Genomic DNA, 9,351 nt, shown 5'->3' with positions numbered 1-9,351 from the left:
ATGTGGACGCTCGCGCTGATCGCGCTGGTCGCGGTGGTCTCGGTGAACATGATCTCGGTGCGGCTCTTCGGCGAGCTGGAGTTCTGGGCGGCGCTGATCAAGGTGGTGGCGCTGATGACCTTTTTGGTCGTCGGGACCATCTACCTGGCCGGGCGCTACCAGATCGAAGGCCAGGACACCGGGCTGAGCCTGTGGACCGACAACGGCGGGTTCTTCCCCACCGGCCTGTTTCCACTGGTGCTGGTCACGTCTGGAGTCGTATTCTCCTATGCCGCAGTCGAACTGGTCGGTACCGCCGCGGGCGAGACGGCCGAGCCGGAAAAGATCATGCCGCGTGCGATCAATTCGGTGGTGGCGCGCATCGCGATCTTCTACGTCGGGTCGGTCCTGCTGCTGGCGCTGCTACTGCCCTATACCGCCTATAAGGATCACGAAAGCCCGTTCGTGACGTTCTTTTCCAAGATCGGCTTCGGCGGTGCCGGCACGCTGATGAACGTGGTGGTGCTGACGGCGGCGTTTTCCAGCCTGAACGCCGGGTTGTATTCCACCGGCCGGATTCTGCGTTCGCTGGCGATGAACGGCAGCGGCCCGAAATTCACTGCGCGGATGTCGAAAAACGGTGTGCCCTATGGCGGTATCTTGTTGACCAGTGTGATCGGGCTCTTCGGTGTCGTGCTCAACGCGGTCAAGCCGGGCCAGGCTTTCGAAATCGTGCTCAACATCGCCGCGTTGGGCGTCATGGCGGCCTGGGCGACGATCGTGGCGTGCCAGATCCGGATGTACCGGAGGGCCAAGGCCGGTGACATGCAGCGCCCGCGGTTCCGGATGCCGTGGGCTCCCTACAGCGGCTATGCCACGTTGGCATTCCTGGCGGGTGTGCTGGTGTTGATGATCATCGACGATCAGCGCGGTGCCTGGATTATCGGAACCCTGGTACTGGGTACCCCGACGCTCATCGGGGGCTGGTACCTGGTCCGCCGCCGGGTGATGGCCGCAGCGCAGGAGGTGAACCCGTGAGCCGCAACAGATATGCGGCGACGCCGCCGCTGTATGGCATGGCGATGGTTCTTCTCGCCATCGCGATCGTCGCCGTCACCGCCTATCTCCACGGCGGTTGGTGGTCGACCATCGGCTACGGCACGGCCGCTGTCATCGCGGCGGCCGGTTTTGCGCTCGCGTTCCGCGACTTCTCGTAACCCGAGAAGTAATAGAGCACCCGCTCTGTTATGCTGCCGGTGTGCCACGCCCTCGTGTCCATGACCCCGATCGGGTGCTCGGCGCTGTCGAGCGCCTGGCGGCGGCGTCCGGCCCGGCCGCGGTGACCATCCGCGCGATCGGTGACGCCGTCGGGGTTTCCAACGGCGCGGTGTATCACGCATTCGGGTCGCGTGCCGGGTTGATGGCACAGGCGTGGCTGCGCGCCGGACGCCGATTCCTCACGCTGCAAACCACACTGGTCGACCAGGCGCTGGCCGAACCGAGCCGCCCGTCCGCAGCGGACGCCGTGGTGGCCGCGGCCGAGGCGCCGGTGGTGTTCGCCGAGCGCTATCCGGATTCCGCCAAGCTGCTGTTGACCGTGCGGCGCGAGGAGTTGCTCGACGCGGATCTGCCTGACGAAATCACTACTGAATTAAGGGATCTCGACCAGTCGTTGGTTGGGCTGATGATCCGGCTCGCGGCCGGCGTCTGGGACCGCAAGGACGCCCGCGCCGTCGACGCCATCACCACCTGCATCGTCGACTTGCCGACCGCCATCCTGTTACGCCGAGACCGCTTGGGCAACACCACGGCCCGCGAGCATCTTCGCGCGGCCGTGCGGGCGGTTTTGGACGTCGGACCACCACCGGCAGCGAAAGGGAAAACCGATGGGAATTAGCCTGAGTTACCAAGACAAGATCGCCGTCCTTGATCTCGGCGACGACGAAAACCGGTTCTCCCCCGATTTTCTCGACCAGTTGGACTCTCACCTCGACGAGATCGTCGGCGGCGGGGCACAGGGTCTGGTCACGACGGCGGGCGGCAAGTTCTACACCAACGGGCTGGACCTGGACTGGCTGAGCGCGCACGGCGAGCAGACCCAGTGGTATGTCGGGCGGGTGCAGAGCCTGCTCGCCCGGATGCTGACACTGCCCATTCCGACCGCGGCGGCGGTGGTGGGCCACGCATTCGGTGCCGGGGCAATGTTGGCCCTGGCGCACGACTTTCGGGTGATGCGGGCCGACCGAGGCTATTTCTGCTTTCCCGAGGTGGACATCCGCATCCCGTTCACGCCGGGCATGGCGGCACTGATCCAGGCCAAGCTCACGCCGCAGGCGGCGGTCGCCTCGATGACGACCGGGCGTCGCTTCGGCGGCACCGACGCCGAAGCCCACTGCCTGGTCGACGCGACCGCTCCCGAGGGTGCGGTGACCGCCGCCGCGGTCGAGCTACTGCGTCCGCTCGACGGCAAGGATGCCAGCACGCTGGGCGCCATCAAGCAGACGATGTTCGGGCCGGCGGTGCAGGCGCTGACGGGCGACACCGCCGACTGTCGAGCGTGAATCCACTGTCGCACAGTCGATTCAGCGGGAAGCCGCAGCGCCGACGTCTTCAGGGTCATCCCACAACAGGAGCTGCCGAACCGCCGGACGTGACCCGTAGGGCTGCAGCATCTGGCTGGCCGGTCGGGGGCGCACCCGCAGCGGCCACCAGAACCAGCGGCCGAGCAGCGTCGCGATCGTCGGGGTCATGAACGATCGCACGATCAGCGTGTCGAACAGCAGACCCAGCGCGATCGTGGTTCCCACTTGGGCGAGAATCACCAACGCGCTGAAGGCGAACGACGACATCGTCGCGGCGAACACCAGACCGGCAGAGGTCACCACCGAACCCGAGCCGGCCATCGCGCGGATGATGCCCGTCTTCAGCCCGGCGTGGATCTCCTCTTTGAACCGGGAGATCAGCAGCAGGTTGTAGTCGGATCCGACCGCCAGCAGCAGAATGACGGCCAGCGCCAACACAACCCAATACAACTGGATGCCGAGAATGTCCTGCCACACCAGGACCGACAGCCCGAACGACGCGCCCAGCGACAGCGCCACGGTGCCGACGATGACGATCGCGGCCACCAGGCTTCGGGTGATGATCAGCATGATCAGCAAAATCAGGCTCAACGCCGCGATTCCGACGATCATCAGGTCGTATTTGACCGAGTCCTGAATGTCTTTGTAGGTCGCCGCGGTTCCCGCGAGATAGATGTGGGAGCCCTCGAGAATAGTTCCCTTGACGGACTCTTTTGCCGCGTTCTTGATCAGGTCGACGTGCTTGATGCCCTCCGGCGTGGCGGGGTCACCGTCATGGGTGATGATCATTTCGGCGGCCTTGCCGTCCGGCGACATGAACAGCTTCACCCCACGCTTGAAATCGGGGTTCGAGAAAACCTCGGGAGGCAAGTAGAAGGAGTCGTCGATTTTGGCCTTGTCGAACGCTTGTCCCATCGCGGCCGGATTGTCGTTGGCGAACGCCGACTGGGCATTGATCCCGGAGTTGGTGGCGTAGTTCGACAGTGTCAGCGCCAGATTCGTCATCTGACTGTCGATCTGGGGCGGTATCAGCGAAACCAGTTGCGGCTGCAGCGCATCCAGCTTGTCCAACGACGCGATGATGCTCTGGAACTGGTCGGCGAGTTCGTCAACCCCGTCAATGGCGTCGAAGACACTCCTCAGCGCGAAGCAGACCGGGATGTCGTAGCAGTGCTTCTCCCAGTAGAAATAGCTGCGGATCGGCCGGAAGAAGTCGTCGAAATTCGCGACTTTGTCCCGGAGCTCGTTGATCGTGTCGAGCGTTTCGTGAAAGCTTTGCGTCTGCTCGTGTGTCGCTGCGGCACTTTGCTTTTGCAGCGCATACTGCTGTTGCAAAATGCCGACCGTTTTCCTCAGCTCTGCGGCCTGCTTCAGCAGATCGGCTGCGCGGTCCTTCTGGTATTCCAGGTTCATGACTTGACCGACGCTTTGCTGACTGAGCTGAAACGGGATCGAGCTGTGGTCCAACGGCGTTCCCAACGGCCGGGTGATCCCCTGCACCTTCGCGATGCCCGGGGTGTGGAAGACGTTTTTTGCCACCCGTTCCAAGACCAGCATGTCGGCCGGGTTACGCAGGTCGTGATCCGCCTCGACCATCAGCAGCTCGGGATTCAGCCGCGCCTGCGAAAAGTGACGCTCGGCGGCGGCGTAGCCGACCTTGGCCGGCGTCGCCGCCGGCAGGTAAGGCTTGGAGTCGTAACTCGTCTTGTATCCCGGCAGCGCAAGCAGACCGATCAGCGCGACAGCGATCGTCACCGCGAGAATGGGTGCCGGCCAGCGCACGATCGCGGTGCCGATGCGCCGCCAGCCTCGCGTCCGCATCATGACCTTCGGCTCGAGCAGACCGAACCGGCTGAGCACCGCAAGCACCGCCGGCGCCAGGGTGAGCGCGGCCAGAACCGACACCAGCATCCCCACCGCGGAGGGAATGCCCATCGATTCGAAGTAGGGCTGGCGAGCAAACCTCAGACAGAACACCGCCCCGGTGATGGTCAGACCCGAACCCAAGACGACGTGGGCGGTGCCGTGATACATGGTGTCGAAGGCCGTTTTTCGATCTTCGCCTGCTCCGCGTGCTTCGTGATAACGGCCGAGCACGAAGATCGCGTAGTCGGTGCCGGCTGCGATGGCCAGCAGCGTGAGAATGTTGACCGAGAATGTCGACAGCTCAATCAGATTGAGGTTGCCCAGAACGGCCACAACCCCGCGCGCCGCAGCCATTTCGACTAGCACCGTGATGAGCACCGCCAGCGTCGTGATCGCGGAGCGATAGACCCACGCCAACATCATCACGATCACCAGGAAGGTGATGAGCGTGACCTTGAGGATTCCCTTGTTGCCCACCTCGAATTGATCGGTGATCAACGGCGCTGCGCCGGTGACATAGGCTTTGACGCCCTGCGGCGCGGGCGTGTGGTCGACGATGTTGCGGACGGCGTCGACGGATTCGCTGGCTAACGCGTCGCCTTGGTTACCGGCGAGATACACCTGGACCAAGGCGGCCTTGCCGTCGTTGCTTTGCGAGGCCGACGCCGTGAGCGGATCCCCCCAGAAATCTTGGATGTGCTCGACGTGTTTCGTGTCCTGCCCGAGGCGATGGATCAGCGTGTCGTAGAACTTGTGGGCGTCGTCTCCGAGCGGCTTGTCGCCTTCCAGCACGATCATGGCCGCGCTGTCGGAGTCGAACTGGTGAAACACCTTGCCGATGTGTTTCATCGCCTGCAGACTCGGCGCGCTCGGCGAACTCATGCCCACCTGGTGTGCTTGCGCAACAGCTTCTAGCCGCGGTACCGCGATATTCGTGAAGGCGGTCAGCCCGAGCCAAAACAGGATGATCGGCACCGCGAGCCGACGGATGGTGTGCGGCACCCGATTTCGCGGGGCGTGCTGGGTGCTCATCCGGATTTGTCGAGGCAGAAGGTGTAGGCGTTCACTGCGTTCACGATCCTCTCGTCCTTGACCTCGTCGTTGATGATGATGCGGCAGCCCAGTGTGCTGCTGTTGCCTTGTGCCGTCAGGTTGGCGATGACGGCCGGGTCGGTGGTGATGGCCTCGTACCTCCACGGCAGCGGGACCCGGTCGACGCGCTGTGGCGCGGCATGGATGTCTTGGTAGTTGATGGTCGCCACCGACCCGGGGTCACCGAACACCTCGTAGACCACATGTTTGGGGTTGAACGGGACGCTGTCGTTCAGCACGCCGGTCGGAGTCGACGTGTCGTTGTTCGATCCGAAGATGCCGTGCAGCCGGTAGACGCCGAATCCCGCCAGCGCCACAACGGCGACCGTGATCAGCACTATCCACCAGCGCCTAAGCACGCGGGTAAATGAAAACCGTTTCACCCGTAGCCCTTCGACGCTGGGACGAGACTTATGGCGTAGACAGTACGGTACGGGACCGGACTGCACAAGAGACGATGTCGTTCACACTGCAGAAATCGGACACTTATTTCAGGGGCCGGGTCAGGCTGGGGATGATGACGTCGTCGACAAGAGCCTGCACGGTTTCTGCGGTGGGCGGATTGTTGGGGATGACGGACCGGAAGATGAGGTAGCCGGGCAGCAGATCCCACAATTCGTCGCTGATAGCGGATTCCTTGATTTCCCCGCGATCGACCGCCTGCCGTAACACGTGATGAATCAACGCTTTCCGCTGCTCGATGAACTGGCGCCGCATGACGTCGTTGAGCGCGGGGTTGCGGCACACCTCGACCAGGACGGCGCGGATGGTGCCGGCATGCTGGCCGACCTCCTGGCACACGATTTCCCCCAGCCGCAGTAGGTCGCCGCGCAAGGTGCCGGTTTCGGGGGGAACCGCGACCTGGCGGATGCCTTCGATGAACGCCGCCAACACCAGTTCGGCCTTCGACGGCCAGCGCCGGTACACCGTCGCCTTGCTGGCGCGGGCGGTGGCCGCGACGGCGTCCACGGTTAGCCGGTCATAGCCGTGTTCTTGCAGCAGTTGCAGTGTCACCGCCAGAAGCTCGGTTTCCCGGGGCGACCACGGTGACTCGGCCGCATGATCGGCTAGTTGGGTCACAGCGCCCACGATAGAGCCGCCCGGCAAGTACCGTCCAGTACCGTACCGCCGGGCTCACCCTGGTTCGTCGATGTCACGGCCGGTGGCCAGGTCGCTGCACTCGACGTGCTCGACGTCGTCACGGCCGCCGAGGTAGGCGCCCGCGCCGCGGTCTCCGGTCAGGCCCGCCAGCACGCCGGGCCAGTGTTGGCGGGCGAGCACGACGGGGTGGCCGGGCCGCTCGCCGAAGCAGGCGCGGGCCAGCCCGGCGCGAGATGTCAACGCGCGCTGCAGGACTCGGGCCACCACATCGGCCTCGACATCGGGGGTGTCGACGACGTGCAACACGGCGTAGTCGGCCTGGCTACGCTCAGCCTGCACCAGGCCGGTGCGCACCGACGCGCTCAAGCCCTGGTCCCAATCGCAGGCGGTCACCGCCGTGACGCCGGGCGGCGGCGGGACGTCTGCCGCCCCGAGCACCAGCACGACGTCGTCGCACCCGCCGTCGCGCAATGCCCGCACCGCAATGTCGAGCCAGCCGTCGACCAGTACCTTCGGCTTGCCATAGCGCCGGCCGGCACCGGCAGCCAGCAATACGCCGGTGATTCTCATGAGACGTCGTGGTGGATGCGGCCGTCGACCTCGGTCAGCGGACGTCCGCCGCCGCCCCACGAGCGGGCAATGATCTCCGCGACGATCGACACCGCCGTCTCTTCCGGGGTGCGCGCACCGAGATCCAGGCCGATCGGACTGGCGAGCCGGCTGAGCTCGGCGTCGGTCAACCCGGCGGCGCGCAACCGAGCCAGCCGGTCGTCGTGCGTGCGGCGCGACCCCATCGCACCGACGTAGCCGACGCAGGCCAGCCGCAGCGCCACCCGCAGCGTCGGCACGTCGAACTTCGGGTCGTGGGTGAGCACGCAAATAGCGGTGCGGGCGTCGATCGCGCCCTGCTCGGCCTGCGCGCGCAAGTAGCGGTCAGGCCAGTCGACGACGACCTCGTCGGCGGCGGGAAATCGCGCCGCCGTGGTGAAGACCGGGCGGGCGTCGCACACGGTGACCCGGTAGCCGAGGATTGCGCCCTGGCGTGCCAGCGCGGCGGCGAAGTCGATCGCACCGAAGATCAGCATCCGCGGCGGCGGGGCGTGGCTGGCCACGAAGACCTCCATGCCGATGTCCTGCCGCTCGCCGTCCGGTCCGTAGGTCAGCACACCGGTGCGCCCGGCGGTCAGCATGCCGCGAGCGTCGTCGGTGACGGCATCGTCGACCCGGGCCGAGCCGAGCGTGCCGTGGACCGAATCGGCGGTGATGACCAGCCGGCGTCCCGGCCAGGCCGGGTCGGGGTGAGCGATCACGGTGGCGACCGCGGTCGGTCGGTGCGCGGCCATGCGCTCGGCGACCGTCTCCAGTTGCGGAAAGGTGCTGCGCGACACCGGTTCGACGAAGACGTCGATCTCCCCGCCGCAGGTCAGGCCGACGGCGAAGGGGTCGTCGGCGCCGACGCCGTAGCGCTGCAACGCGGGCCGCCCGGTGCGCACCACCTCGGTGGCCAGCTCGTAGACCGCGGCCTCCACGCAGCCGCCGGACACCGAGCCGGTCACCGTCCCGTCCGGCGCAACCACCATCACCGCGCCCGCCGGCCGCGGCGAGGACCCGAGCGTGCGGACCACGGTGGCGACACCAGCGGTGCCGCCGGCTCGCACGATCGCCGTCAACTCCGGCAGTACGTCACGCACCGTGGGCCTCTCGACTGCGGTAACCGGACTCTCATATGATGACATTTGTCTTCTCATCTTGCGATAACGGCGTTGGAGCGATAGCCATGACGGACACCGTCTCGCCCCGCTACACGGGCACTCGGGTGCCGCGGGTGGAAGACACCCGGCTGCTGACCGGCCGCGGCACGTTCGTCGACGACGTCACCCGGCCCGGCATGCTGCACGCCTGTTTCGTGCGCAGCCCGTTCGCGCATGCCCGGATCAACGGCATCGACACCTCGGCCGCGCTGGCGCTGCCCGGGGTACGGGCGGTGTTCGTCGCCGCCGACCTCAATCCGGACGTCAAGGAGGCCTGGCACGCCGTCGCGGGCAAGGACGTCCCGGACACCCCGCGCCCGCCGTTGGCCGAAGGCGAGGCGAAGTTCGTCGGCGACCCGGTGGCGTTGGTGGTCGCCGAGAGCCGCTATATCGCCGAGGACGCGGTCGAGCTGGTCGAGGTCGACTACGAGCCGCTGCCGGCCGTCGCCGACTTCACCACCGCGGTGGGCTCCGAGGTGGTGGTCCACGAGGCCTACCCCGACAACGTCGCTGGCGGCATGGCCGGGGCACCGCCGGACGAGGAGACGTTCGCCTCCGCGGCCCACGTGGTGGCCGAGAACGTCTACCAGCAGATCTACCTGCCGGTGCCGATCGAGACTCGCGGCATCGTCGTCGAATGGGCCGCTGCCGCAGACGAACTCACCATTTGGGCGTCCACCCAGACGCCGCATGAGCTGCGGGCGTTCGCCGCGCGGCTGCTCGGGATTCCGGCGCAGCGGGTGCGGGTGATCATGCGCGACACCGGCGGCGGCTTCGGCCAGAAGGTGGTGCCGATGCGCGAGGACATGTGCATCATGCTGGCCGCCCGCAAGGTGCCTGCCGCAGTGAAGTGGATCGAGGACCGCCGCGAGAACCTGATGTCGGCCGGGCAGGCCCGCCACGTAACCGGCTCGGCCCGAATGGCTTTCGACGACGACGGCGCCATCCTGGCGGCCGACATCGACTTCGTGCAGGACGTC

The 9,351-nt window shown here is 66.2% G+C and carries 10 protein-coding genes; 5 read left to right on the top strand and 5 right to left on the bottom strand.

Features of this window, described 5'->3' with window-relative positions:
- The 4 genes from AWB95_RS01025 to AWB95_RS01010 form a co-directional block, all read left to right on the top strand.
- A partial coding sequence (locus AWB95_RS01025; RefSeq protein WP_085167452.1) for an amino acid permease occupies positions 1 to 1,017 on the top strand: 1,017 nt, incomplete at its 5' end.
- Positions 1,014 to 1,196: a hypothetical protein gene (locus tag AWB95_RS01020; protein WP_085167450.1), complete on the top strand. Its 183-nt coding sequence runs from the start codon at positions 1,014 to 1,016 to the stop codon at positions 1,194 to 1,196. The genes AWB95_RS01025 and AWB95_RS01020, both read left to right, overlap by 4 nt.
- Positions 1,197 to 1,237: 41 nt before the next feature.
- The gene (locus tag AWB95_RS01015) at positions 1,238 to 1,876 is read left to right on the top strand and encodes a TetR/AcrR family transcriptional regulator (protein ID WP_085167449.1); all 639 of its coding nucleotides are present in this window, start codon (positions 1,238 to 1,240) and stop codon (positions 1,874 to 1,876) included.
- Entirely contained in the window at positions 1,866 to 2,540 is a 675-nt protein-coding gene (locus AWB95_RS01010; RefSeq protein ID WP_085167447.1) for an enoyl-CoA hydratase-related protein, read from the top strand. Before AWB95_RS01015 ends, AWB95_RS01010 begins: the two co-directional genes overlap by 11 nt.
- A 21-nt stretch (positions 2,541 to 2,561) precedes the next feature.
- Here AWB95_RS01010 and AWB95_RS01005 read toward each other — a convergent pair whose 3' ends face one another.
- The 5 genes from AWB95_RS01005 to AWB95_RS00985 all read right to left on the bottom strand — a co-directional run bounded on the left by AWB95_RS01005 (position 2,562) and on the right by AWB95_RS00985 (position 8,311).
- Positions 2,562 to 5,459: an MMPL/RND family transporter gene (locus AWB95_RS01005; protein WP_085167445.1), complete on the bottom strand. Its 2,898-nt coding sequence runs from the start codon at positions 5,457 to 5,459 to the stop codon at positions 2,562 to 2,564.
- Positions 5,456 to 5,878 carry an MmpS family transport accessory protein gene (locus AWB95_RS01000; RefSeq protein WP_420799426.1) on the bottom strand — a complete coding sequence of 141 codons (423 nt, stop codon included), beginning with the start codon at positions 5,876 to 5,878 and terminating at the stop codon, positions 5,456 to 5,458. Before AWB95_RS01000 ends, AWB95_RS01005 begins: the two co-directional genes overlap by 4 nt.
- 127 nt (positions 5,879 to 6,005) lie before the next feature.
- A complete protein-coding gene (locus AWB95_RS00995) occupies positions 6,006 to 6,611 on the bottom strand; it encodes a TetR/AcrR family transcriptional regulator (protein ID WP_085167454.1) in 606 nt (201 codons plus the stop codon).
- Positions 6,612 to 6,653: 42 nt separating this feature from the next.
- Positions 6,654 to 7,190, bottom strand: coding sequence for a nucleotidyltransferase family protein (locus AWB95_RS00990; RefSeq protein ID WP_085167443.1), 537 nt, complete (start codon positions 7,188 to 7,190; stop codon positions 6,654 to 6,656).
- Positions 7,187 to 8,311: an XdhC family protein gene (locus tag AWB95_RS00985; RefSeq protein ID WP_085167441.1), complete on the bottom strand. Its 1,125-nt coding sequence runs from the start codon at positions 8,309 to 8,311 to the stop codon at positions 7,187 to 7,189. The genes AWB95_RS00990 and AWB95_RS00985 overlap by 4 nt, the downstream gene beginning before the upstream one ends.
- Positions 8,312 to 8,397: 86 nt before the next feature.
- On the opposite strand from AWB95_RS00985, the gene AWB95_RS00980 reads away from it, so the two are divergent.
- A partial coding sequence (locus AWB95_RS00980) for a xanthine dehydrogenase family protein molybdopterin-binding subunit (protein ID WP_139818439.1) occupies positions 8,398 to 9,351 on the top strand: 954 nt, incomplete at its 3' end.

Source organism: Mycobacterium celatum (genome assembly GCF_002101595.1).
GTDB lineage: Bacteria > Actinomycetota > Actinomycetes > Mycobacteriales > Mycobacteriaceae > Mycobacterium > Mycobacterium celatum.
Note: the sequence above shows the minus strand (reverse complement) of the source record. Positions and strands in the feature narration are given on the sequence as shown.